21 protein-coding genes and 1 pseudogene are annotated in these 22,321 nt (G+C 57.2%); 5 read left to right on the top strand and 17 right to left on the bottom strand.

Going from position 1 to position 22,321, the window contains the following annotated elements; genetic code table 11:
- Nucleotides 1–99 precede the first annotated feature (99 nt).
- The gene (locus tag QZ487_RS03505; protein ID WP_296023332.1) at nt 100–567 is read left to right on the top strand and encodes a superoxide dismutase family protein; all 468 of its coding nucleotides are present in this window, start codon (nt 100–102) and stop codon (nt 565–567) included.
- Here the strand turns inward: QZ487_RS03505 and QZ487_RS03500 are convergent.
- The 7 genes from QZ487_RS03500 to QZ487_RS03470 form a co-directional block, all read right to left on the bottom strand.
- Nucleotides 564–2,210, bottom strand: coding sequence for an MFS transporter (locus QZ487_RS03500; protein ID WP_296023331.1), 1,647 nt, complete (start codon nt 2,208–2,210; stop codon nt 564–566). The genes QZ487_RS03505 and QZ487_RS03500 overlap by 4 nt on opposite strands.
- Before the next feature lie 26 nt (nt 2,211–2,236).
- A complete protein-coding gene (gene queC / locus QZ487_RS03495) occupies nt 2,237–2,932 on the bottom strand; it encodes a 7-cyano-7-deazaguanine synthase QueC (RefSeq protein ID WP_285976401.1) in 696 nt (231 codons plus the stop codon).
- 60 nt (nt 2,933–2,992) lie between these two features.
- A complete protein-coding gene (locus tag QZ487_RS03490; protein WP_296023329.1) occupies nt 2,993–3,406 on the bottom strand; it encodes a hypothetical protein in 414 nt (137 codons plus the stop codon).
- 89 nt (nt 3,407–3,495) lie between these two features.
- Nucleotides 3,496–4,386, bottom strand: a complete 891-nt coding sequence (locus QZ487_RS03485; RefSeq protein WP_285976400.1) for an Hsp33 family molecular chaperone HslO — start codon at nt 4,384–4,386, stop codon at nt 3,496–3,498.
- 54 nt (nt 4,387–4,440) lie between these two features.
- The gene (gene argF, locus QZ487_RS03480; protein ID WP_296023328.1) at nt 4,441–5,394 is read right to left on the bottom strand and encodes an ornithine carbamoyltransferase; all 954 of its coding nucleotides are present in this window, start codon (nt 5,392–5,394) and stop codon (nt 4,441–4,443) included.
- Nucleotides 5,395–5,402: 8 nt separating this feature from the next.
- Nucleotides 5,403–6,584 carry an aspartate aminotransferase family protein gene (locus QZ487_RS03475; protein WP_285976398.1) on the bottom strand — a complete coding sequence of 394 codons (1,182 nt, stop codon included), beginning with the start codon at nt 6,582–6,584 and terminating at the stop codon, nt 5,403–5,405.
- A gap of 121 nt (nt 6,585–6,705) precedes the next feature.
- Entirely contained in the window at nt 6,706–7,440 is a 735-nt protein-coding gene (locus tag QZ487_RS03470) for a cold-shock protein (RefSeq protein WP_296023327.1), read from the bottom strand.
- Nucleotides 7,441–7,730: 290 nt separating this feature from the next.
- On the opposite strand from QZ487_RS03470, the gene QZ487_RS03465 reads away from it, so the two are divergent.
- Nucleotides 7,731–8,171, top strand: coding sequence for a TIGR01244 family sulfur transferase (locus QZ487_RS03465; RefSeq protein WP_285976396.1), 441 nt, complete (start codon nt 7,731–7,733; stop codon nt 8,169–8,171).
- 16 nt (nt 8,172–8,187) lie between these two features.
- Here the strand turns inward: QZ487_RS03465 and QZ487_RS03460 are convergent, their stop codons facing one another.
- Nucleotides 8,188–9,609: an amidohydrolase gene (locus QZ487_RS03460; RefSeq protein ID WP_285976395.1), complete on the bottom strand. Its 1,422-nt coding sequence runs from the start codon at nt 9,607–9,609 to the stop codon at nt 8,188–8,190.
- A gap of 63 nt (nt 9,610–9,672) precedes the next feature.
- Here QZ487_RS03460 and QZ487_RS03455 point away from each other — a divergent pair, with 63 nt between their 5' ends.
- From QZ487_RS03455 to QZ487_RS03445, 3 genes are read left to right on the top strand one after another with little or no spacing between them, the layout of a single operon-like run.
- Nucleotides 9,673–10,089: a hypothetical protein gene (locus tag QZ487_RS03455; protein WP_285976394.1), complete on the top strand. Its 417-nt coding sequence runs from the start codon at nt 9,673–9,675 to the stop codon at nt 10,087–10,089.
- Nucleotides 10,082–11,029 carry a sterol desaturase family protein gene (locus QZ487_RS03450; RefSeq protein WP_285976393.1) on the top strand — a complete coding sequence of 316 codons (948 nt, stop codon included), beginning with the start codon at nt 10,082–10,084 and terminating at the stop codon, nt 11,027–11,029. The genes QZ487_RS03455 and QZ487_RS03450 overlap by 8 nt, the downstream gene beginning before the upstream one ends.
- Before the next feature lie 24 nt (nt 11,030–11,053).
- Complete coding sequence (locus QZ487_RS03445) at nt 11,054–12,640, top strand: GMC family oxidoreductase (protein ID WP_296023325.1); 1,587 nt, start codon at nt 11,054–11,056, stop codon at nt 12,638–12,640.
- Here the strand turns inward: QZ487_RS03445 and QZ487_RS03440 are convergent.
- From QZ487_RS03440 to pheS, 9 genes and pseudogenes are all read right to left on the bottom strand, one after another.
- Nucleotides 12,637–12,978: pseudogene (locus QZ487_RS03440) on the bottom strand (GNAT family N-acetyltransferase); the annotation flags it as partial. The gene QZ487_RS03445 and the pseudogene QZ487_RS03440 sit on opposite strands and share 4 nt — an antisense overlap.
- A 227-nt stretch (nt 12,979–13,205) precedes the next feature.
- On the bottom strand, nt 13,206–14,543 hold the full coding sequence (locus tag QZ487_RS03435) for an ammonium transporter (RefSeq protein ID WP_285976391.1): 1,338 nt from the start codon (nt 14,541–14,543) through the stop codon (nt 13,206–13,208).
- Between the two features lie 17 nt (nt 14,544–14,560).
- On the bottom strand, nt 14,561–14,899 hold the full coding sequence (locus QZ487_RS03430) for a P-II family nitrogen regulator (protein WP_285976390.1): 339 nt from the start codon (nt 14,897–14,899) through the stop codon (nt 14,561–14,563).
- Between the two features lie 166 nt (nt 14,900–15,065).
- Nucleotides 15,066–15,758 carry an endonuclease/exonuclease/phosphatase family protein gene (locus QZ487_RS03425; RefSeq protein WP_296023323.1) on the bottom strand — a complete coding sequence of 231 codons (693 nt, stop codon included), beginning with the start codon at nt 15,756–15,758 and terminating at the stop codon, nt 15,066–15,068.
- Between the two features lie 26 nt (nt 15,759–15,784).
- Nucleotides 15,785–16,345, bottom strand: a complete 561-nt coding sequence (locus tag QZ487_RS03420) for a pyridoxamine 5'-phosphate oxidase family protein (protein ID WP_285976388.1) — start codon at nt 16,343–16,345, stop codon at nt 15,785–15,787.
- Entirely contained in the window at nt 16,345–17,214 is an 870-nt protein-coding gene (locus QZ487_RS03415; RefSeq protein ID WP_296023322.1) for an alpha/beta hydrolase, read from the bottom strand. The genes QZ487_RS03420 and QZ487_RS03415 overlap by 1 nt, the downstream gene beginning before the upstream one ends.
- A 50-nt stretch (nt 17,215–17,264) precedes the next feature.
- Nucleotides 17,265–18,803, bottom strand: coding sequence for a peptide chain release factor 3 (locus QZ487_RS03410; protein WP_285976386.1), 1,539 nt, complete (start codon nt 18,801–18,803; stop codon nt 17,265–17,267).
- Nucleotides 18,804–18,817: 14 nt separating this feature from the next.
- On the bottom strand, nt 18,818–21,184 hold the full coding sequence (pheT, locus tag QZ487_RS03405; protein WP_296023321.1) for a phenylalanine--tRNA ligase subunit beta: 2,367 nt from the start codon (nt 21,182–21,184) through the stop codon (nt 18,818–18,820).
- Nucleotides 21,181–22,281: a phenylalanine--tRNA ligase subunit alpha gene (pheS, locus tag QZ487_RS03400; protein WP_296023319.1), complete on the bottom strand. Its 1,101-nt coding sequence runs from the start codon at nt 22,279–22,281 to the stop codon at nt 21,181–21,183. Before pheS ends, pheT begins: the two co-directional genes overlap by 4 nt.
- Between the last annotated feature and the right edge of the window lie 40 nt (nt 22,282–22,321).

The following is a 22,321-nucleotide window of genomic DNA, read 5'->3' as shown; positions in this document are numbered from 1 at the left end:
TTGTTTTTACTGGAGACACTGGCTTTGCGCTCTATAATACTTGCACTTGCTACCTTGCCCACAGCGCTTTGCGCCTGCTCTTCGAAAGACAAAGGCGAGATGGGATCGGCTCCCGCGGTAATTGGCTCTGCATTGATAGCTACAGCGAGCGGGACGGAGATCGGCACAGCCGAGATCATCCGCGCGAAGGGCGCCATCTCGATTTCGGTCAAGGTCAACGGGTTTGAAGCCGGCGAGCGCGCGCTTCATCTACATTCAACTGGGGCCTGCGATGCACCAGACTTCACAAGCGCTGGAGGCCACTTGAATCCTTTCGAGCGGGCGCACGGCAGCCTAAATCCGGATGGTCAGCACCTTGGGGACATGCCCAACATTACCACGGACGATAATGGCCAAGCCACACTCACCTTCACATTCTCCGACGACCCTGACCATCTCATCCAGGAAATATTTGACGCGGACGGAACAGCAGTGATGATCCACGCTGGTCCGGACGACTATATCAGCGACCCAGCCGGCGCTGCCGGTCCAAGGATCGCGTGCGGAGTAGTCAAACCAGCCAATTAAGCCGAGGTTGGCTCACCGGCCGCAATCGCACGCTGGAGAACAGTTTCATTTGCCTTGGGAACGAGCTTCAGTGCCGAAAGCAGAAGCACTAATCCGATAGGTGTAATCCACAGGGTCGACAACACACCTGTGCTTAGGTCCCCATCGTTTTGCGCAGAGACATAGCCAGCCATATAGGGCCCCAACGCCAACCCAACCAAGGTAGTTGCGAGGAAGAAGGTCGCTGTAGCAGTCCCTCGCATGCGCGGCAGGACAAGAGCCTGGCTGCTAGCTGCAGCCGCTCCCAATGCTGACGCTGCCAGCGCTCCGACAACAACATTGAGTATCAGGAAAAGCGTAAAACTATCTGTCGTATACTGAATGATCGCAAACGGGATCGGGGAAAGCAGTCCGAACAATATTACCCAAACACGCCCCGAGGACATGCGGGTGTAGAGAAAATCTGCCATCCGGCCGCCAAGGATCACTCCCAAGAAACCGCCAGCTGCGCCGCCACCGCCTAGCCAGAACCCAAGCTCGGCCTTGGAAACATCGAATACGCGCTCGGCATAGGGAGCTCCCCAATAGGATGCAGAGTATGCCATGAACGCCACCGTGCCGTACCCGAGAATGGTACATAGAAATGCTGGTGATCCCCATGTCAGCGCAAACGTGGGATAGTCACGGTGCTTAAGCGCCGTTGCCCAGCAGAAAACTGAGTAATATCCGATAGCCAAAAGAAACCATTGATCGGTGATCGCTGGTAAACTGAGCGCCAGGAGCCCTCCGAGCGCTTCAACAATGACGCCATTGCCAGAGGCCAATGCCACTGTGATGAGATGTGCAATCACAAAAGATGCGGCGAACACAAGAATATTCAGTCCCAGGGCAGCAGCCCCCCGCGATGCCGCACCTACGAAAGTAAACGGCGGGATGACGGTGTAAAGCTCACGGACGAAGCCCTGAAACGGCTTGGGATCTTCGGGCGTTGGCAGCCCGTCGATCGCACCGCGAACAGGTTCGCGCAGCGTCGCCACCCAGACTGCCAGCAGCAGGCCGGGTACCCCGACCGCTATGAAAGCGGCCTGCCAACCAGCCAGGCCAAACCAAGGATCTCCGCCGGGATAGGCCGCGTTCCAGCGGTCAACAATGACGCCGCCAATGGCCAGCGAGACACCGCCGCCAATATATAGTCCAGAGCTATAAATTGCGAGCGCGGTTGCCCGCAGCCTCGCCGGAAACCAATCCGAGATGAGCGAATAAGCCGAAGGGCTGGCCGTGGCTTCACCCACTCCAACACCAATACGCGCAACCGTTAGCTGTGCGGCATCACGCGCAAACCCGGATGCCGCTGTCATTGCGGACCATAATGTCAGTCCAAGCGTAATGAGCCGAATACGCTTCCAGCTATCGGCAAGCTTCCCCAGTGGAATGCCGAAAAGCGCATAAAAGATCGCGAAAGCCGTTCCGTATAGAAATCCAAGATATGCGTCGTCGACGCCCAGATCGGCCTTGATATCATTGGCAAGAATCGAAAGAATCTGCCGGTCAATGAAGTTCAGAACATAGAGTAGAACCAAAACGCTAAGCGCATACCAGCTATAGGCAGGAACGGCTTGCTCAGTATCGATCGACTTCTCGGCTTGCGCCGCGGGTTCGCCCATATTGTCTGCTTCTCTTCCAGTAGGGATCAGGCCACGTAGGGGGTGCTATCGACTAGTCTGGCCTCGGCAAAGCCCTTTTTTCGCAGGCGACAAGAATCGCAAAGTCCGCACGCTTGGCCTGCTTCACCAGGATCATAGCAAGACCAACTCATCGACGGGTCGAGACCCAGTCGATCACACTCGCGCGCGATATCTGCCTTGGTCATGTGTTGCAGCGGCGCGTGCACAGTGAAAGCCCCGCCCTCCACACCTGACTTTGTTCCAAGCTGAGCGGTTTTCATAAAGCTTGCAATGAATTCTGGTCGGCAATCGGGATACCCCGAATAGTCGAGCGCATTCACGCCGATAAATACGTCGGTCGAACCAGCAGCTTCGGCTGCCGCGACACAGAGTGATAGAAACACAAGGTTGCGAGCGGGCACATATGTAACAGGGATGGCGCCCCCCACTCCAGACTTCGGGACATCGATTTCATCAGTGAGAGCCGAGCCTCCGATAGAGCGCATGTCGAGCTCAAGTCGAAGGTGGCGTTCAACGCCAAGTTTCTCGGCAATGGCGGAGGCGGCTGCAAGCTCTCGCCTGTGCCGCTGCCCGTAATCGATCGTAACTGCGTGCACCGTGAAACCTTGTTCAATAGCAAGGGCAGCAGTGACCATAGAATCCAGTCCGCCGGAAAGCAGAACGACAGCAGGTGATTGTTTAGGTTGTTGGATATCTGCCATGCGGCCGACTTAGAAGATTTAGCCCTGCTTGCAACGGGATTCCTATCGAAAGAATTGGCCTCAGCAGCTACCTGTGCGACGCGCCTCTGCACTCAAATCAAACGGACGCCCATCCACAATGCCTTGCGTATCGATCTGAACCAAGGCACCGGTCTCGCGTCGTATCGTTGTGCGCCCATATCCGTTGCCACGGCACGTGTATTGCACAGTTACTTCTGTTGCATTGTCCTCAATGACAAAACGGCTGCAGGTTTGAACCGTATGCTGGAGCTGGATAAACTCAGTTCCATCCCGAACGCAGATCTGGCGGCTAGGAGTTCCATCCCGAAACGTTATTGTCCATTCGCCCTTGTTTAGTCCAGACATCATCGCGAGCGCTGACGTTTGCGCAGATCCAGGCACCACCATTGCGAGCGCAAACAATCCGGCAGCGCTGCTAACAGTCACTATCAATGCGTTGGTCAGTTTCTTCATCTTTTCCTTATCGCCTTGCAGGCAGGAATTACACAAAAAAGGGGTAGCTTGCATGCGATAAACCGTTGCTGAACATCGACAGACTGAAATTATAGGTTCAGTACGAAGTCTCGTGAGCAGAATGCACAATCGACCACGATGTGCCCTTGCCCGTTTCGCATCGCATCCCGCTCACCTTCGGGGAAACGCGACACAACCTCATCATAATGCTCGACAGTGCAACGGCAGCCCTTTGACAGAGCTGCGCCTTTTTCGACGAGAATTTTCTCTTCTTCGTGAAATAGCCGCCAAATCAGAGCTTCCATCGAAAGCTTTGGATCCACCAACTCTGCGTGGCTAAGACTGCCGCCCAGCGCTTCGATATGCTCCCAGTCGGGGTGGTCAACCTGCGCGTCGAGCCGTTGGCGCCCTACTTCGCCTTGCGGCAAATGCTGGAGCAACATTCCCCCAGCGACGCACTGCCCTTTGTGAAAGCGAATGCCCAGCCGCACAAGAGTTGGTATCTGCTCTGATTGCAAGAAGTAGTGCTCGCAGGCTTCTGCCAACGACGCGCCTTCGAGGGGGACAATCCCCTGATACCGCTGACCCTTCCCCGTTTCGAAAGTGATCGCAAGATAGCCGCTGCGGAATAGGCGCATCAGTGAGGGGTTTGCGCCAACGTCGCCCAATGCAGCGCGATCAAAATCGGCATAACCGCGAAGGGCACCTTCCTTGAAGTCAGCCACAAGCAGTCGAACCGGGCCGGTCTGAGTCTGCGCCTGCAAGGTGAGCTGTGCGCCCTCTTCCTTCTGGAGCCCGCCCATCAATGCGCCCAGCAATAACGCCTCAGCCAACAAGTGCTTCACAGGAGCTGGATAGTCGTGCGCGCTTAGCACTCCTGCAACCACATCATCCAGACGCGCAATTCTCCCGCGCGCATCACGTGCAGGGATGCTAAAATTCAGCAATTGGTCCTGATAGGTTTCGACGTGCTTGGTCATTGGCGACAATATGGGGCCTATCGGATCAATTGAAAGCCCGCTTCCTCTGCATTCCTAAAGCTGACCAAAGCACCAGCGCAATATCGATTTCTGCGCATGGATTCGGTTCTCAGCCTCATCGAATACAACTGACTGATCGCTTTCGAACACAGCCTTGCTGACCTCTTCATCGACATGCGCCGGCAGACAGTGCAGGAATTTCGCATCGTCCTTCGCCATTGCCATCAATGCCTCATTGACCTGATAGGGCGCCATCGCGGCAAGCTTGTTATGCGCGTGATCCTGACCCATCGAAACCCAGGTGTCGGTGACAATGATGTCAGCACCAGTTGCCGCAAGCGCGGCATCCTGAGTTAGCATGACCTTGCTACCGCCTGCCTTTACCAGGTCCACGAACTCACTTTCCGGCTGATAGCCGGCTGGTGTTGCCACGCGCACATTGAACTTCATCAATCCGGCAGCTTCCAGTATCGAATGAAGCACATTGTTGCCATCGCCAAACCACGCCAATTCAAGGCCGGGCAGTGTCTTGCCATGCTCGATTATCGTAAGGAGGTCGGCCACGATCTGGCAGGGGTGAGAGCGATCGGTCAGACCGTTAATGACCGGCACATGCGCATAATGTGCCATCTCTTCGACCTTGGCATGATCGTCTGTCCGCATCATGATGACGTCAACCATACGGCTCAGCACGCGCGCGGTATCCGCAATCGATTCTCCGCGCCCAAGCTGACTTGAAGCGGAATCGAGGATCAATGACGAGCCCCCCAATTGCCGCATCGCGATGTCAAAGCTGACGCGCGTGCGTGTCGAATTCTTTTCAAAAACCATACCCAGGACATGACCTGCCAATGGTTGATCTTCGTCAGGCCTACCCTTCGGCCAGCCTAGACGCGCTGCTTTGCGATCGATTGCATCTGCAATCATCGCCGCGATTGCATCGCCTCCAGCATCGGACAGATCGAGAAAGCTGCGCACCTCAGGCGCAAGATCGAGTGGTTCCGGCATCAGCAGCCCTACGGATTTTCGTAGCTGGCTGCGCCAGCCGACAGCTTCTCGAAGAACTCCTCGATCTCGGCGTCGCCGACGACCAAGGGAGGCAACACACGCAATGTGTTGTCGCCCGCAGCAACGGTCAGAAGCTGATGATTGTCACGCAAATGCACAAAGAACGGACGGCTTTCGACCTTCATCTTCATGCCCAGCATCAGCCCCTTGCCACGGACGAGCTCGAAGAGCTCAGGATAGTTGCCGATAAACTGTTCGAGCCGGCTGCGCAGGCGCTCACCCTTCTCGCGCACTTCGCCAAGAAATTCGTCGTTAGCTACGGCCTCCATCACGGCTGATCCAGCCGCCATCGCGAGAGCGTTGCCACCATAGGTCGAGCCATGCGTACCGAAGGTCATTCCGCGCGCAGCCTTCTCAGTCGCCAAGCATGCGCCAAGTGGGAAACCGCCGCCTATACCTTTCGCCGTTGCCACAATGTCAGGCACAATGCCGTATTGTTCATAGGCATAAAGAGTACCGGTGCGCGCTACGCCGCATTGCACTTCGTCCAGAACCAGCATCAGATCATGCTCGTCTGCGAGCGCACGCAGGCCTTTCATGAACTCGTCGGATGCAGGGCGAATACCGCCTTCGCCCTGAATAGGTTCAACCAGAAAACCAGCTGTGTTTGGTCCCATCAGCGCCTTGGCCGACTCCAGATTATCAAACTCGGCATATTTGAAGCCTGCAAGAAGCGGCGAGAAACCGTGGTGCATCTTTTCCTGGTTCGATGCGCTGATCGTCGCCATCGTGCGGCCATGAAACGCGTTGGCAAATGTGATCAACTCAAAGCGAGTGCTATCGTCCTCGTGCTGATGATAGGCGCGCGCGGTCTTGATTGCGGTTTCAACTGCCTCGGCGCCTGAATTAGTGAAGAAAACTGTATCAGCGAAGGTTTTGTCGACAAGCTGTTGAGCCAGCTTCTCCCCTTGCGGGCTGCCATATAGGTTCGACACATGCATTAATGTGGCGGCCTGTTTCTGAATAGCGGAGATCAGCCCCTCATGTGAATGACCAAGCAGGTTCACGGCAATCCCGCTGGCAAAATCGAGATAGCGAGTGCCGTCCTCATCGATGAGGTGACAATGCTCGCCGCGTACAGGACGTACGCCGCAACGGGGATAGACAGGCATCAATGGTGTGATCGACATCGCAAAACCCTCAATTTATATGCGCGCTCTAGAAAGAGAAATGGCGGCCCATCGGACCGCCATCTCCACGTCATCTAATCATGTGCTGGTCAGCGGTCAAACATGCCGCCGTCAGCGCGTATCAATCCTGGACGGGAACGAGATTGACCGCAGAGTGCTTGCCTCGTCGATCAACTTCGAGATCAAACTCGAAACGCTCACCTTCATTGATTTCCTGTAGGCCAGAACGCTCTACCGCACTGATGTGTACAAATGCATCTGGCTGACCATCGTCACGAGTCAGGAAGCCAAAGCCCTTCATCGAGTTGAAAAACTTGACCGTTCCAGTAGCTTTCTCACCAGTTAGTTCGCGTTGCGGAGCCACAGTTTTCTGCTCAACCGCAATCACATCACCAACAACCTGAAGATCTTGCGCGGACACCTTGCCGCCACGATCGACCAGATTGAATTCGAGCTCCTGACCTTCCGCGAGACCTTCTAGCCCAGCACGCTCGACAGCGCTGATATGCACGAAGATATCTTCGCCGCCAGTTTCCTGCTGAATGAAGCCAAAGCCTTTTTGACTATTAAAGAACTTCACAGTTCCCTTGCCGGTGCCGACAACCTGGGCGGGCATACGGCTGAAACCGCCACCGCCACCGCCGCCGCCTGGGCCGCGTCCGCCGCCGAATCGATCACCGCCGCCAGAGCCGCGATCATCGCCAAACCGGCGGCCACCGCCGCCAAACCGATCTTGCTGACCAAAATTGTCGCGTGGGGGAAAAGAATCACCGCCGCCGCCAAATGGATCGAAGCTATCTTCACCGAACCCGTCGCGCTTGTCCCGTCCGCGGCGGCGCCCTCTATCGTAACCCATAACCTACTTCGTACCTTGTAACTCCGCCCGAAAAACCTCGCGCAAACGCTGTGGACGGACAGCTTTGTCGACGCAGTAGGCAGCACAGCGATTTTGCTGAACCCCACCTCACTGATATGAAACATAGCGCACAAAGATCATTTGTGCGAATATTTTAGTGCGAGTACCAGCATAGGCGCGCAAATGTGACATTTTCGCATTGTAGCGTGTTCGAAAATTCCTTGCTGGTGTACCGCAAATGGCGCGAGGAACCATCCTGCGCCGACATGAGAATTCAAGAAGAGAGAGTCATGAGCGATTTCCGCGTTTTGTCGCCAACCATGCTAGCCAGCCCGCAGATCGGGCCAGCCGACGTTGTCGAAGCAGCCGGTCAAGGCGTGTCACTGATCATCAACAACCGGCCAGATGGCGAGTCTCCCGGTGAACCGCAAGGCCCGGAGATTGAAGCGGCTGCACGGAAGGCGGGGCTGGACTATCTGGCGATTCCGATCGGCAGCGCCGGCTTTGGCGAGCCTCAAGTCGAAGCTATGCAGCAGGCCATTGGCAATGCGAATGGAAAGGTTCTTGCCTATTGCCGCAGCGGAACTCGCTCGACTTTGCTTTGGTCGCTCGCACAAGCGCGCGCGGGCGAGGACATTGACGCGATTGCGGCCACTGCCCGCCAAGCAGGTTATGACGTATCGCCGGTTAGAGCGGCGATGGACGCGCTGTCCGCACAGTCCAAAAGCTGAGGCCCAGTCTTTACCCTTACTTGCGATAGTCCAAGGGCGGTGCGCGATCTCCAAGTAGGGACTTGTATTGATAGTCCGGCCCACGTGAGCGATCGAATTCTGCTCTCGCGGCCGCCCGCAGGTCGGAATTGGTATAAAGCTCAACCGCCATTAGCGTCATGGCTTTGGCCGCCACCATAGTCCCCTTATAGCCGATCGAGTGCCCGCTTGCGGCAACCGCTTGCCAGCTATGCGCGCTTGTTCCCGGCACCCAAGTGGCCGTGCGTATGCCCACAGTTGGCGTGGCCCAGGACACGTCGCCAACATCGGTAGAGCCATAGCCCAGACTCTTGTTGTAGGCCCCTATTTCGGCGGCACTCTCTAGTGGTTTGGCAGCGTCACCCAGCGATTCCTGAATCGCTTCAGCCCATGCGCGCTCTTCATCAGAATACTCAACCCCGCCGACTTGGCGAAGCTTGGCGTCCATAACTTTCGCCAGCGTTTCATTGACCAGAAGCGGATTATTGCCGTGAATGATCTCCCATTCGACCTGCGTGCCTGTGCCTAGTGCAGCGCCGCGCGCTGCATCCTCGAGGCGCGTCCAGATTTCCTGAACCCCATGTGGTTCAGGATGACGAACATAGTAAAAGTTCTCCGCAAAATCAGGGACGACGTTTGGCGCATTGCCGCCTGCCGTTACAACGTAATGCATCCGAGCATCCTGCGGGATGTGCTCGTGCATCATGTTCGCCATCATGTTCATTGCTTCAACACCATCCAGCGCGGATCGCCCCCGTTCCGGAGCACCGGCCGCATGCGCAGAAACACCGGTAAAGCGAAACTTCGCGGAGCGGTTAGCGAGGCTAGTCCGGGCAGCAGCACTGTTTTCGTCGTCCGCATGCCAGTGGATCGCGATATCGACATCGTCGAACATGCCCGCGCGGGTCATATAGACCTTACCCGATCCGCCCTCTTCCGCGGGGGTTCCGTAGAGGCGAATTCGGCCGGGAGTTCCAGTTGCCTCGAGCCAATTCTTTACCGCTATGGCCGCAGTCAGCGATCCAGCGCCGAACAAATTGTGCCCGCAAGCATGGCCTGCGCCCTTTCCTTCAATCGGATCGCGGGTCGGCTTAGCCGACTGATTGATGCCAGGCAGCGCGTCCATTTCAGCAAGGATCGCGATCACCGGGCCGCCTTCGCCCCATTCAGCAACGAAGGCTGTCGGGATTTCGGCAATGCCGCCTTCGATGGTGAAGCCTTCTGCAGTCAGCTCTTCAACCATCAGCGCGCTGGAGCGTTCTTCCAGATAGCCAAGCTCGGCCCAATCCCACAGCTGTTGCGCGACACGATGCGTGCGCTCTGCTTCAGCTTCGACATTCGCAATGGGATCCGCTTGCTGTGCGGACAACGGAGCGGCGCTCAAAACTGCAAAGGCAATCAGACTTAGATATGGCTTCATGGATGTTTCCTCTCTCGATTGCCTGCTTGCCGCAAAGCGGTCTCCGTGCCAATTGCAAATTCAATGAAAGTTTCGCCTGAACTCATGCAATTTCTTGGTTCGCTTGTCGCAATTCTCGCGGTGGCGGGGCTTGCCTGGTGGCTGAAACTGGGCAGCACTCCTCAGCTTTCAAGCGATAGAGAAGCACAGGCGGCCGCAAGTGAGGCCATTGATGGCTTTGAATCGGTCGAGACTGCTGTCGATGCGAATGGAAATGGCGCCATTTTACGTGACCGCTCCGGCTGCCTCCTGCTCCTCAAGCGGCATGGAAACAAACTTGCCGGACGATTGCTGACGCATTCCGCAACAGGCCGGATCGACAAAGGGCAACTGGTTGTCGATTCAGGAGAGCGGCGATTTGGCCTTGTAATTCTTACCATCGATCACGCGCAGTCTTGGGCCGATCGCATCAATGGAGTAAGGTCCGAACGCGATGCCTGATTTTTCGCCCACCGAATATGCCGTTCCCGGCTTTGTGTTGCTTATCCTGATCGAGATGATCTGGGCGTGGTGCAACCGGCCGGATGCCTATGAACCGCGTGACACGCTGACCAGCCTCGCATTCGGCCTCGGCAGCACGGTGTCCGGCTTGCTGTTTGGCGGGTTTTTCTTCCTGCTTTTCCTTGGCGTGTGGGAGTACCGGCTCATTGATTTCGGTCCTGAATGGTGGGCGGTTTGGTGGGCCTGGCCGCTGTGTTTTGTGCTCGACGATCTCAAATATTACTGGGTGCACCGCGCAGGTCATCGCATTCGCTGGATGTGGGCCGCACATGTGAACCACCACTCAAGCCAGCACTACAATCTCTCGACCGCGCTCAGGCAAACTTGGACCGGGCCGTTTACCTTCGGGTTCCTGTTCGCATTGCCGCTGGTGCTGCTCGGCTTTCACCCTCTGATGATCGCCATCTGTGGCGGCTTCAATCTGATCTACCAGTTCTGGATCCACACTGAGGCGATCGACAGGATGCCGCGCTGGTTCGAGGGGGTAATGAATACCCCTAGCCATCACCGCGTCCATCATGCCACCAATCCGCGTTATCTGGACCGGAACTATGCCGGCGTTTTCATCATCTGGGACAAGATGTTTGGAACATTCGAGCCTGAAAGCGATGACGAGAAGATCCGCTATGGGATCATCAAACAGCTGGGCAGCTTCAATCTGTTATGGGCAGTGTTCCACGAATGGATCGGCATGCTGAGCGATATGTGGCGCAGCCCCTGGAAGCATAAGCTATCATACCTGTTGCGTGAGCCCGGCTGGTCTCACGATGGCAGCCGCGACACATCCGATACAATTCGCGCGCGCTGGCAGGAAAGACAAATCGTAAAAACTTCAGTTGCATCTGAAAACGCGATTGCAGGCGAGCAAGAGCCTGCCTAACACTCTCCCGCAAAAGGAGAGAGAATGGATACCTTCGATTACATCGTAATTGGCGGCGGTAGCGCCGGCAGCGCAGTTACCGGCAGGCTTGCCGAAGACGACAGCAAGACCGTCTGCCTAATCGAAGCGGGCGGCAAGAATGATAACTTCCTGGTCAAAACGCCGGGCATGATGCCCTTCCTTTTGAAGAACGCCAATTACCGCTACGAGACCGTGCCGCAAAAGGGCCTGAATGACCGCATCGGGTATCAACCACGCGGCAAGGGCCTCGGCGGGTCATCAGCAATCAATGCCATGGTCTATATCCGCGGCAATGCGTGGGACTATGACAATTGGGCCGCCATGGGATGTGCCGGATGGGCCTATCAGGATGTCTTGCCCTACTTCAAACGTAGCGAAGGCAATATTCGCGGCGGTGATGAATATCACGGTGGCGATGGGCCACTTTCCGTTTCTGACCAGAAATGGCCCAATCCAACCAGCACGGCTTTCGTTGAGAGCGCGGCGCAGCTGCAATTGCCGCGCAATACAGACTTCAACGACGATAGCCAGGAAGGTTTCGGCCTTTATCAAGTCACGCAAAAGGACGGCGAACGCTGGTCTGCGGCGCGCGCCTATGTTGAGCCACTGCGCGGCAAGCCCAATCTCGAAATCCGTACCGGCACACTGGTCGAGAAGCTGGTGATCGAAGACGGCCGTGTAACCGGTGTTGCCATTAAGCGGGGGCGTAAACGCGAATTGGTGAAGGCGAGGCGCGGAGTGATCCTGTCTGCTGGCGCATTCAATTCTCCTCAGATACTGATGCTCTCTGGAATCGGGCCGGCCGAACATTTGCAGCAGCATGGTATCGATGTTGTGATCGACAAAGCGGCAGTTGGGAGCGAGCTTCAGGATCATATCGATTACGTATCCGGCTGGGCGACCCAGTCCACTGATCCGATCGGCAATTCGCTTGCGGGTACATGGCGTATGGCAAAAGCGATAATCGAGCATCGCCGCAAGCGCACCGGGATCATGACGACATGCTATGCTGAAAGCGGCGGGTTCTGGAAAGTCATGCCAGACAGCCCGGCCCCCGATGTGCAATGGCATTTCGTTCCTGCTGTGCTGGAAGACCACGGGCGAGAGAAAGTGAACGGGCACGGTTTCTCGCTCCATGCCTGCGTATTGCGGCCTGAGAGCCGCGGCACGGTGAGACTGAACTCTCCGAACGCCGCAGACGCGCCGCGGATTGATCCCAATTTCCTGGATGATGAACGCGATATGGCGGTGATGCGCGCAGGGGTTCGCCTATCGCACCGGATCGTTGATGCGCCGCCGCTCGCCGACTACAAACCAACCGATCGTTACCCCATCGACCTCAACAATGACGCTGAGCTGGATGAGCTAATCCGCAGCCGTGCGGACACAGTCTATCATCCCGTGGGAACGTGTCGCATGGGATCGGACGAAGGCGCGGTGGTGGAGTCAACATTGAAAGCGCGCGGCGTTGAAGGGCTATGGATTGCGGACGCTTCAATCATGCCCAAGATCGTCAGCGGCAACACCAATGCGCCAAGCATCATGATCGGCGAGCGGTGCGCAGACTTTGTGAAGGCTGCGACGTCCTAGACCAAGCATTTCCACATCGTCGCAAGTGGCACGGGCACAGCGCCATTCTCGTCAAGCCATTCGCTTTCGACCTGATAACCACACGCGCTGTATAGCGGCTTGCCTGACATGGTGGCGGCCATCTCTATCGCTGTGAACCCTTCTGCCCGCGCGGCGGCTTCTGCTGTGTCGAGAATAAGCCTCCCTATGCCTTTTCTGGTGTGATCGGGATGGGTGTACATCGCCCTGATCCGGGCACGTTCGCTGGCTGGATCGAGCAAGCGCGGATCGCGGCCAGCTGAATGGTTGCCGCCATAGAGGGTTGCGCGCCGGGGCCAGCCGCCGCAGCCGACAAGCTCTCCATTTGTTTTATACTCTTAAGATGTTGCAGATACCCGTGCCAGCGCAAGCTTATTGCTTCAGATGCAACTCGCGAATCGCGCGCTGTCGCGGGGATACAACACACAAAAAAAGGGCCGAAGCGCTTGGCTCCGGCCCTTATCAGTTTGTTCGTTCGCAGGAGGAACGAGGTGAGGCGGGTCGAGGAGGGAGAGGAGAGGTTTCCCCGCCCCGCCAAACTTTTTGATCAGTTGTAAGCACGTTCTCCGTGCTCAGAGATATCGAGCCCATCGACTTCGGTTTCTTTATCAACCCGCAGGCCGATCAGAAGTTTGACAGCATAGGCCGCAATCAGCGTACCGATACCTGCCCAAGCGACGGTTATGAGAACGCCCTCAGTCTGGATCCAGAGCTGCGCACCCAGGCCGGTCGAGCCGTCGCCAGGGCCGCCTAGGAACGGCTGGTAGACCAGACCTGTCCCGATCGCGCCGACAATACCGCCGATGCCATGGATGCCGAATGCGTCCAAGCTATCGTCATAGCCGAACTTGGCCTTCACCTTGGCTACAAAGAAGTAACAAACAACCGAGGAAGCGATGCCGAGCAGAATCGCGCCGAACGGACCGCTATTGCCAGCCGCAGGCGTTACAGCAACCAGGCCAGCGATCACGCCAGAGCAGAAGCCCAAGGCACTGCCCTTGTGGCCTGCCATGCGCTCGATCACCATCCAGGTTAGCGCACCGGCTGCGGTTGCCACAAAGGTGTTGATCATCGCGAGACCAGCGAAGCCATCAGCTTCGAGTGCTGAACCGGCATTGAAACCGAACCAACCAACCCAGAGCAGGCCTGTGCCCACCATGGTCAGCGTCAAGCTGTGTGGAGGCATTGGCTCTGACGGGTAGCCGCGACGCTTGCCCAATAGGTAAGCAAGAACGAGACCTGAGACACCGGCATTGATGTGCACCACTGTGCCGCCCGCGAAATCGAGCGCGCCTTTCTCGAACAAGAGCCCGTCACCGGCCCACACCATGTGCGCGATCGGGAAATAGACAATTGTCAGCCAGATCGGAACGAACAGCATGACAGCGTTGAATTTCATACGCTCCGCGGTGGCGCCCAGGATGAGCGCGGCTGTGATGGCTGCAAAAGTCATCTGAAAACTCACGAAGACGTACTCAGAGATGACTTCATCCGTGAATGTCGCTGCGGTTGTTTCCGCGCTCATTCCCGCAAGGAAGTAGCTACCCGTGCTGTAGAAGCTGCCGAGCCAGCCTTCGATTTGCGTCGATCCGAATGCAAGCGAGAAGCCCCACATCACCCAGACCAGCATAGCCAAGGCGGCGGTCGCGCCGATCTGCGTCATTGTCGACAGCATGTTCTTTGACCGCGTCAGACCGCCATAGAACAGCGCGAGGCCGGGCAGGATCATGAGCAAGACCAAGACGGTCGATGTCATCATCCATGCATTGTTGCCGGGCTTTGGAACTGCCGCCACTGCTTCAGCCGCAGGCGCGGCGAAAGCCGGCTGTGCCATGGCAAGTGCGCCAAGCCCAAGCGTTGAAAGGGTTAGGATTTTACGATTCATCTTATTTTTCCCCTTGATCACAGCGCAGTGTCACCGGTCTCACCGGTACGGATGCGCGTGGCGGAAGCGAGATCGAGCACGAAGATCTTGCCATCTCCGATGGCATCTGTGCTCGCTGTTTGCTGAATAGTCTCGACCACTTGAGCGGCGATTTCGTCGCTCGCGGCAATCTCTAGCTTCACCTTGGGAAGCATATTAGTCGAATACTCGGCTCCACGATAAATCTCGGTCTGGCCCTTTTGTCTGCCGAAGCCTTTGACTTCAGACACTGTCATGCCAGCGACCCCGATGGCGCCCAGCGCTTCGCGGACTTCATCGAGCTTATACGGTTTTATTACGGCGATGATGAACTTCATCTTTGCCCCCTACTGCTTGCCGGGCCCATCCCGACTTCGCAGACGCAGCAATTCTCGTGCCAGAATCTGGAAAACCATGGATTCAGCCGTTTGGCCCCGATGCGAAGGCACAATGCCCTTAGGCACTCGACTTAAGTTGCCTATCTATTAGGCATACGATGAAATGTTAGGCGGTTCGTAGAGAGGCCCAGACCGGCAAATGGTCTGATGCGGCAGCCGAAGTGGCGCTGTGATGCACCCCGCTGGTCTCATAGCTCCAATCAGGGGTAGCAATAATCCGGTCAAAACGCGCAATAGGTCGCGCCGATGGGTAGCTCGCACCAGGTGTGATCTGTTGCCATCCCATCCCGAAGGCCTGCATTGCACCGGTTAACCGGCCCCATTGATTGAAGTCGCCCATGATTACAGTTGGCATCTTCCCGCGACGTGTGCACTGCTTGAGGATTGCCTTGATCTGATCACGCCTGCGCAGCCCGGAAAGATCCAGATGCGCGCCCAGCACCCGGATGTGCTCCCCCCGCAAGTCTAGTTCCGCCAGAACGGCGCCGCGCGGCTCGAGTGTCGGAAGATCAAGCGGTTCTGCATGAAGACACTTTATGTCCCGCCTGACCAAAAGAGCATTGCCATGCCATCCAAGGCTTCGCGGTCGTTTGGCCACCGGCAAGGGCCGCCAGCGCGTATCGTCCAGCAGAGCACGCGGCAACACACTTGCGCGCGCACCAAAGCGTCGATCTGCCTCCTGTAGAGCGATGATGTCCGCATCGACTTCGCGCAGGACTGATATGATCCGGTCAGGATCGCGGCGTCCATCAAGCCCGACCGCCTTGTGGATGTTGTAGCTGGCGAATGTCAGTTCCACGCGGGATCCACTCCCCATGTGCGCTATTACGTTTCACCTGCAATGTAGCGGTCAGTGGCACGGGTAGGCAGACCGTCAATACTCGATATACGCAAGGAATGCTTGGCCGCCCATTCATCTGGATCAGCCTGGGCATGAGCTTTCTTGAGCGTTTGTCGCTCATCCTGAAACTCCATGAACGGCACGCCCCAGCCGCAGCTGGTCTGGACGCTTTCAACGTCAATCACGAAAATCTGGCGCGTGCCGGGCATCAAAGTGAAATGCGCAGCAAGACCGCTCCATTCATCGTCCTGTGGTAATACAGCTCGCCCGCGCCCGTAGATTCGCAAGATGAGCGCCGGCTGCTGGAAATTGCAGAACATCACGGTAATCCGACCGTCAGCGGCCAGATGTGCATTCGTCTCATTGCCTGATCCGCCAAGATCGAGATAGGCAACGCGCGTCGGCGACAACACCCGAAACGCGTGATAGCCCTTGGGGCTTAAATTGATCCGTGCGCCTTCTGCCGCAGTCGCTACAAAGAAGACCGGCTGTTTGCCGATCATTTCGATATGCTTGTCGAGCAGACTGTCGGTGAAATCTGCCATCAGAGAAAATCCTTAAGTACCTGCATGAACCGGTCGAACTGGTCATGGTGCAGCCAGTGCCCTGCTTGCTCGAACTCAATCACTTCGGCGTTGTTGAAATATTTGATCCGGCCATCCTTCTCCGGATTCGAAGCCCAGCTGTCCGCGCCATAGAGCAGCAGCGTAGGCGCAGTAATCGCACCCCAAATCTGCTGAAGGAATTCGTCAGCAATGTCCTCAACGCCCCAGACATTGAGATGCGGATCGAATTTCCAGCTGTACGTGCCATCCTCATTGCGATTGACCCCGTGGATCGTGAGGTGCCGCGCCTGTTCCTCGGTTAGATAGCTGTTTTCCTCAATCATCCGCGCAAAAGCCGCTTCTATACTTTCATAGTTGCGCGGGATGCGGCCCGATGCCGCGCGCTTCTTGCCAATCCATTCCGCAAAACGTTCAGGATATGGCGTCGCGCGCATCTCTGCCTGTCGTTCTGGCGAAGGGCCGAGGCCTTCGATCGCAACGATCTTCTTCACCATGTCAGGAAACACTCCGGCGTACCTAAGGGCAACGTTTCCGCCCATCGAATGGCTGACGATAGTCACCGGACCTGCACCAAGTTGATGGATCAACTGCGCGAGGTCATAGACCATGTCGTTCGCCCGGTAATTGCCATCCGACACCCAATCGCTATCGCCATGACCGCGGTGATCCATCGCCACAACATGGTAGTCATCGCGCAAGGCCTGCGCCGTCCAATCCCAACTACGTGCATGGTCGCGCCCGCCGTGAACCAGAACAAGGGGCGGTTTGCCTTCATTGCCCCAATCCTCGTAATTAAGGCGGAGCCGCTGCGAGATGAATGTCTGGGATGTAGGTCCTGAGCCGTTCATGGCTCAAGCTTTGAGCGATGCTTGCGCAGCTTGCAAGCCCAGCCTCGCCTCTAACGTTCCTTCGTCGCCGAAAAGGTCAGCTCGGGATTGTTTTCTGCCTGGTAGTTCACGTCCCACGGGCTTTTCGCCATGAACACCAGATCACCATCGCGGTCCTTTGCCAGATTGGCGCGATTGAAATCCTCAAACTGCTTAATCGCGGCTGCTGGCCCCTTGACCCAACGTGCAGTGGCAAAGGGTGAGGCTTCGAGCCCGGCTTCGACTTTATATTCGGCCGACAGCCGCGAAACCAGCACTTCGAGCTGCAGCTGACCAACCACGCCGACAATATGCTGCGCACCGATCTCCGGGTAAAAGACCTGGATTACCCCTTCCTCGGAAAGATCGTCGAGCGCCTTGCGCAGCTGTTTGGTCTTAGTCGGATCCTTCAATTGCACCCGACGCAGGATTTCCGGCGCAAAGTTGGGCAGTCCGGTAAAGCGGATTGTGTTCTTCTCGCTCAACGTGTCACCGACACGCAAAGTGCCGTGGTTGGGAATCCCAATAATGTCACCCGCTTCCGCCGTGTCGGCGATTTCGCGATCCTGTGCGAAAAAAAGGATCGGCGAATGCACAGCGATGGGCTTGCCCAGTCCCGAGGGGGTCAGCTTCATCCCACGTTTGAACGTGCCGGAAACCTGCCGCATGAAGGCAATACGGTCACGATGGTTGGGGTCCATATTCGCCTGGACCTTGAAGATGAAGCCGGTGACTTCATCGCGCGATGGCGGAATCTGCTCTTCTCCAGCCGGCTGAGGGCGAGGGGGCGGCGCGAACTTCGCAATCGCGTCGATCAGCTCCTCGACCCCAAAATTCTTCAGCGCCGATCCGAAGTAGACCGGGGTTAGGTCGCCATTGCGATACGCCTCAAGATCAAATTCAGGATAACCGATCTGTGCGAGCTCGGCATTTTCTGCAACCTCTTCGGGCAGCTGAGCATTCTCGTCACGCTTGCCGTGAAATTCCTTGGAAGGGCCTTCGGGCCGCGCCACTGTACCAGTGGCGAAGTCGAGGATGCCTTCGAACTGGCCACCCATTCCCACCGGATACATTTGCGGTGACACATCAAGCGCAAGCATATCCGCGATTTCGTCGAGCAGCTCGAAAACCGGACGGCCTTCACGGTCGACCTTGTTGACGAAGGTGATGATCGGAACGCTCCGAAGGCGGCAGACCTCGAACAGTTTTCGAGTCTGTGGCTCGATACCCTTCGCGGCATCGATCACCATGATTGCGCTATCGACGGCGGTCAGCGTCCGATAGGTATCTTCCGAGAAGTCTTCGTGTCCCGGTGTATCAAGCAGGTTGAAGGTGATGGTCTCACCATCGAATTCCTTCTCGAAGGTCATGACCGAGGAAGTGACGGAAATGCCGCGTTGCTGCTCGATCTTCATCCAGTCTGAGCGAGCCCGCCGCGCCTGTCCACGCGCCTTGACTTCGCCCGCCAGATGGATCGCACCACCTTGTAAAAGCAGCTTTTCCGTGAGCGTGGTCTTACCGGCGTCAGGGTGCGAAATGATCGCGAATGTGCGGCGATTGGACATAGTCATAGGCAGCGCGGGACTTATCCGCGGAGCTCCGCTCCCTGCTTCGCGGCGGATGCCACGACTGCATCCGAAATCGCCTTGAGGTCCGCGTCCTTATAGCTTTTCTCGGTCGGCTGAAGTGTAACTTCAACCGCGACCGATTTCTTGCCTTCGGGCACACCTTGCCCAGCAAAAACATCGAATACACGCGCATCGACGATGTTTATCTTGTCCGCGCCTTTAACCGCGCGCACCAGATCACTTGCGGCGAGCTCTGTCGGAACAAGGAATGCGAAGTCACGCGTCACAGCCTGCAAGGCAGGTGGCGCAAAAGACGAACGAGCGAAGCTGGCATTCTTCTTCGCAGGGATAGCATCCAGATGGATACCCATTGCTGCCACGGGCACGTCAATGTCATAGGCCTTGAGCATAGACGGATGGATCATGCCGAAGCCTGCAATCACGTTCTTTGGCCCCAAACGCAAGGTGGCGGATTGACCGGGATGATAAGCATCGCCTGCCTCACCCATGACCATCAGATTGCTGACCGGTGCGCCAGCCGCCTCAAGCAGTTCGAGGCAGATAGCCTTCGCGTCATAAGCATCAAAGGTGGTTGCCTTGCCTGAAGCCCAACCGCGACGCTCCTTGTCACCCGCCAGCACGCAAACCAGTGTCGGGTGTTCGCCATCCTCAAGATAGCGCCGCCCAATTTCGAACAGGCGTATGCTTGAAGCGCCGCGATCGAGATTGCGCTGAACTGCTGACAGCAAGCCAGGCAGCAAGGACGGCCGCATGACCTTCATGTCTTCGCTGATCGGGTTGTCGAGTACCCATTTACCGCCGCCAACGCTTTCTGCCTGATCTTCCGAAATGAATGACCATGTGATCGCTTCGTTGAGCCCGCTAGCAGCCGCGGCACGGCGTAGCCTGCGTTCGGTCAACTGCACTGCGGTTGCGGTAGGTTTGGCAACGCCATCTGCCCGCGGCAGAGCAACGCTTTCTACCTTGTCGAGGCCGTGGATACGCACAACTTCTTCCACCAAGTCCGCCGGCCCTTCGATATCGTGGCGGCGGAGCGGACAGGTCACGTTCCAGTCTCCATCGATTGCGAAATCGAGGCTCTCCAGAATGCGCTTCTGTTCTTCGACCGGCACGTTAATGCCGCCCAGACGCGCGGTCAGGCCGGTATCGAACGCAATGACTTTCGGCTCGCTTGGAGGTACGCCTGCGTGCACTTTCTCGCTCGCGGTTCCGCCAGCCAATTCAACGATCAAACCGGTCAGCAGGTCCAGGCCGTAATCAAGAAACGTCGGATCGACACCGCGTTCGAAGCGCGTGCGCGCATCAGACGCCAAGCCAAGCTTGCGGCCCGTCACGCCGATGCGCGCCGGATCGAAATAGGCAATCTCCAGCAGCACGTCTGTCGTGTGGTCCGAGCAGCCAGAGTCTTCGCCACCCATGATGCCTGCGACGTCATGCACACCTGCATCGTCAGCAATCACGGTCATGCTGTCGTCGAGCGTGTAGGTCTTCTCATTGAGCGCCAGCACTTGCTCGCCATTCTTTGCCCGGCGTGCGACTACTGCGCCTGTCAGCTTGGCCAGATCATAGGCGTGCGCCGGACGGCCATATGCCAGCATGAGATAGTTGGTCAGGTCGACCAGCAGCGAAATCGGACGTTGGCCCGCACTAGTCAGCCGTTGCTGCAGCCAGTCTGGTGAAGGCCCGTTTTTCACGCCTGTGATCACGCGGCCATAAAACGCCGGACAACCTTCAGTGTCGTCGGTGCGGATTTCAACCGGGCAAGCACCGGACGTTTCGAACTCCGGCATTGCGATGGGCTTCAGCGTCCCAAGCCCGGCCGCCGCCAGATCGCGCGCAATCCCGTAAACGCCCATGCAATCGGGGCGGTTGGGCGTGATGGCAACGTCAATGATTGGCGAGGTGCCGTGATAATCGGCAAAGCTCTGACCCACCGGCGCGTTTTCAGGCAGTTCGATGATACCGTCATGCTCGTCGCCCAGCTCCAGCTCGCGCACAGAGCACATCATGCCGTTTGATTCGACACCGCGGATCGCACTCTTGCGCAATTCCATGCCGTTTGACGGGACGATCGCACCGGGCTGCCCCAGCACGCCCTTCATGCCAGCACGCGCATTCGGCGCACCGCACACTACCTGAAGCGGATCTCCCGACCCAGTGTCGACAGTCAGCACCTGAAGCTTGTCGGCATCAGGATGCTTCTCAGCCGTCAGCACTTTGGCAACAGTGAAGCCTGCCAGCCGAACGGCGGGATCTTCCACCCCTTCCACTTCCAAGCCGATGGCGTTGAGCGTATCGACGATCTCCTTCACCGAAGCTTCGGTATTGAGGTGATCTTTCAGCCAAGTGAGCGAGAACATCATGCTTTCGCTCCTACACCTGCCGACAGCGTCGGCTGGTCAAACGGGCTGAACCCATAATGCTGCAACCAGCGGACATCGCCGTCGAAGAAAGCGCGCAGATCGGTCATGCCGTATTTGAGCATAGCCAGACGGTCGACCCCGACGCCAAAGGCAAAGCCCTGCCACTGGTCCGCATCAAGCCCTGCCATCTCGATCACGCGGCGGTTGACCATGCCGCTGCCCAGCAGCTCCATCCAGTCATGCCCGTCATTATCGCCATTGCCGCCGACAACCCAGCGGCCGCTCTCTTTCGAATAACCAACATCCACCTCGACGCTCGGTTCAGTGAACGGGAAGTAGCTGGGGCGCAGGCGCAACACGATGTCGTCGCGTTCGAAAAATGCCTTTAAAAAGGTTTCAAGCGTCCACTTGAGATGCCCCAAGTGAATGTCACGATCGATCACCAGACCTTCGACCTGGTGAAACATCGGTGTGTGCGTGGCATCGCTGTCGGAGCGGTAGACACGGCCCGGCGCGATGATGCGGATCGGCGCACCTTGTTCTTTCATACTGCGAATTTGGACAGGCGAAGTATGCGTGCGCAGCAGCATGGAATTGCCCTCCACATCTTTGTCCTGGAAATAGAAGGTGTCATGCATAGCGCGCGCAGGATGGCTTTCATCCATATTGAGCGCAGTGAAATTGTGCCAGTCGTCTTCGATCTCGGGCCCGGTTGCCACCGCAAAACCCATGTCCGCGAAAATCTCCGCCAGCTCGTCCATCACCTGGCTGACCGGATGGACCGAGCCATTCGGTGCATCGGGTGCAGGTAGCGTCAGGTCGAGCTTCTCGCTGGCGAGCTGCGCTTCGAGCGCAGCGCTCTCGAGCGCGTCCTTCTTCGCTGATATTGCGTCGGCAATCTCGCCACGCACAGCCTGAATAGCTGGCGCGGCAGCGGAACGCTTGTCCGGTGCCATCTGGCCGAGCGTCTTCAACGCTGCACTAACCCAGCCCTTCTTTCCGAGCGCAGCTACGCGTTGCTCTTCGAGCGCATCCAGCGTTTCCGCCCCATAAACGGCAGCCAGCGCTGCCTCTTTCTGTTGTGTCAAATCTGTCATTGCTAATTCTTCGCGGTTGAAGGGCGCTCCGCTAGCGGGA

Source organism: uncultured Altererythrobacter sp. (assembly GCF_913057185.1).
In the GTDB taxonomy this organism is placed as follows: domain Bacteria; phylum Pseudomonadota; class Alphaproteobacteria; order Sphingomonadales; family Sphingomonadaceae; genus Erythrobacter; species Erythrobacter rubellus.
Note: the sequence above shows the minus strand (reverse complement) of the source record. Positions and strands in the feature narration are given on the sequence as shown.

Coding starts and splice junctions, on each gene's coding strand:
- QZ487_RS03490 (WP_296023329.1), bottom strand. CDS start 3,406: ATGAAGAAACTGACCAACGCATTGATAGTGACTGTTAGCAGCGCTGCC.
- QZ487_RS03505 (WP_296023332.1), top strand. CDS start 100: ATGGGATCGGCTCCCGCGGTAATTGGCTCTGCATTGATAGCTACAGCG.
- QZ487_RS03450 (WP_285976393.1), top strand. CDS start 10,082: ATGCCTGATTTTTCGCCCACCGAATATGCCGTTCCCGGCTTTGTGTTG.
- QZ487_RS03415 (WP_296023322.1), bottom strand. CDS start 17,214: ATGAACGGCTCAGGACCTACATCCCAGACATTCATCTCGCAGCGGCTC.
- QZ487_RS03465 (WP_285976396.1), top strand. CDS start 7,731: ATGAGCGATTTCCGCGTTTTGTCGCCAACCATGCTAGCCAGCCCGCAG.
- argF (WP_296023328.1), bottom strand. CDS start 5,394: ATGCCGGAACCACTCGATCTTGCGCCTGAGGTGCGCAGCTTTCTCGAT.
- QZ487_RS03475 (WP_285976398.1), bottom strand. CDS start 6,584: ATGTCGATCACACCATTGATGCCTGTCTATCCCCGTTGCGGCGTACGT.
- QZ487_RS03435 (WP_285976391.1), bottom strand. CDS start 14,543: ATGAATCGTAAAATCCTAACCCTTTCAACGCTTGGGCTTGGCGCACTT.
- QZ487_RS03430 (WP_285976390.1), bottom strand. CDS start 14,899: ATGAAGTTCATCATCGCCGTAATAAAACCGTATAAGCTCGATGAAGTC.
- QZ487_RS03500 (WP_296023331.1), bottom strand. CDS start 2,210: ATGGGCGAACCCGCGGCGCAAGCCGAGAAGTCGATCGATACTGAGCAA.
- QZ487_RS03445 (WP_296023325.1), top strand. CDS start 11,054: ATGGATACCTTCGATTACATCGTAATTGGCGGCGGTAGCGCCGGCAGC.
- QZ487_RS03470 (WP_296023327.1), bottom strand. CDS start 7,440: ATGGGTTACGATAGAGGGCGCCGCCGCGGACGGGACAAGCGCGACGGG.
- QZ487_RS03485 (WP_285976400.1), bottom strand. CDS start 4,386: ATGACCAAGCACGTCGAAACCTATCAGGACCAATTGCTGAATTTTAGC.
- pheT (WP_296023321.1), bottom strand. CDS start 21,184: ATGATGTTCTCGCTCACTTGGCTGAAAGATCACCTCAATACCGAAGCT.
- queC (WP_285976401.1), bottom strand. CDS start 2,932: ATGGCAGATATCCAACAACCTAAACAATCACCTGCTGTCGTTCTGCTT.
- QZ487_RS03420 (WP_285976388.1), bottom strand. CDS start 16,345: ATGGCAGATTTCACCGACAGTCTGCTCGACAAGCATATCGAAATGATC.
- QZ487_RS03455 (WP_285976394.1), top strand. CDS start 9,673: ATGAAAGTTTCGCCTGAACTCATGCAATTTCTTGGTTCGCTTGTCGCA.
- pheS (WP_296023319.1), bottom strand. CDS start 22,281: ATGACAGATTTGACACAACAGAAAGAGGCAGCGCTGGCTGCCGTTTAT.
- QZ487_RS03460 (WP_285976395.1), bottom strand. CDS start 9,609: ATGAAGCCATATCTAAGTCTGATTGCCTTTGCAGTTTTGAGCGCCGCT.
- QZ487_RS03410 (WP_285976386.1), bottom strand. CDS start 18,803: ATGACTATGTCCAATCGCCGCACATTCGCGATCATTTCGCACCCTGAC.